Source organism: Mesorhizobium sp. P3_A9 (assembly GCF_056402975.1).
Genome location: NZ_JBFUGJ010000709.1, coordinates 1 through 1,156, shown reverse-complemented (window position 1 = coordinate 1,156; position 1,156 = coordinate 1). Strand labels below are relative to the sequence as shown.

Annotated in this window: 1 protein-coding gene; it reads right to left on the bottom strand. The window is 62.1% G+C overall.

Features of this window, described 5'->3' with window-relative positions; genetic code table 11:
• Window positions 1-46: 46 nt before the first annotated feature.
• Window positions 47-1,156: NAD(P)H-hydrate dehydratase (locus AC1DX0_RS36185; protein ID WP_477359336.1), on the bottom strand; the 1,110-nt coding region annotated here is incomplete at its 5' end.

Here is a 1,156-nt window from a genome sequence, read left to right as displayed (position 1 = left end):
GCTAGGGTGACCATGACGAGCGTGGTGAGAAGGAGAGCAAGTCGTCTCATCGAAGGTCCGGCTGGCTTTCGATCAATTCGCGCAGCACCGGCACCAGGGCCAGCGGCAGATCCTCGGCAATCAATCCTGGCCCGAACCGGCTGCCGGCTTCAGCATGGATCCAGACGGCGGCACAGGCAGCCTGGAAAGCCCGCATGCCCTGCGCCAGTAGTGCGGCAACGACGCCCGCCAGCACGTCACCCGAGCCGGCTGTAGCAAGCCACGGCGCACCATTGGCGTTGATCGCCGCCCGGCCGTCGGGCGCCGCGATCACCGTGTCGGCGCCCTTGTAGACAATGACTGCATTGGCACGCGCTGCGGCGGCGCGGGCCTTGGCGAGCTTGGACTGCTTCTTCGATTTGGCAATGTCGGGAAAAAGCCTGGCGAATTCGCCCTCATGCGGCGTCAGCACCAAGGCAGGTGCGAAGGTTCGATGTGCCGCTTCGAAAAGAGCATCTGGAGCGTCGCGAAACGAAGTCAGACCGTCGGCGTCGAGTACAATGCCTCCAAACAAGCCCATGCGTTCGAAATCGTAGGCTTCGTCTTGCTTGAGCAACCGCAAGGCAAAATCGCGGGTTTTTTCGCCGACTCCAAATCCGGGGCCGAGAACGAACGCCGTATGCCGCTTTTCGTCAATGAACTCGCCTGCGTCAGCCACAGTATCCACCGCGCGCAGCATGATCGAGGTCAGATGCGTAGCGTTGACGTGCATGGCGTTGGCGGGCGATAGCACGGTCACCGCCCCTGCCCCCGTTCTGGCCGCCGCCATCGCCGACAGCCGCGCCGCACCGGTTGCCGATGGTCCGCCGGAAAAAACGCCCACATGGCCGCGTTTGTATTTATGTGTGTCGGTCGCCGTTCTCGGGAAGTGCCATCGCAGCCAGAGGTCCGGCGTGTTCTCAAATGTCGTGATCTTAAGCCGGTCGACGATCGTATTCGGTATGCCAATGTCGGCGACGATGATCTCGCCGCACAGGCTGCGCCCTGGCATCAACAGATGGCCGTGCTTTTTCCGTACAAAAGTCACCGTCACTGCGGCTTGGAAATAGGCCCTGGTCCATCCGGTGTCACCGGACACGCCCGATGGCAAATCGATCGACACGACCGGTACCTGCTC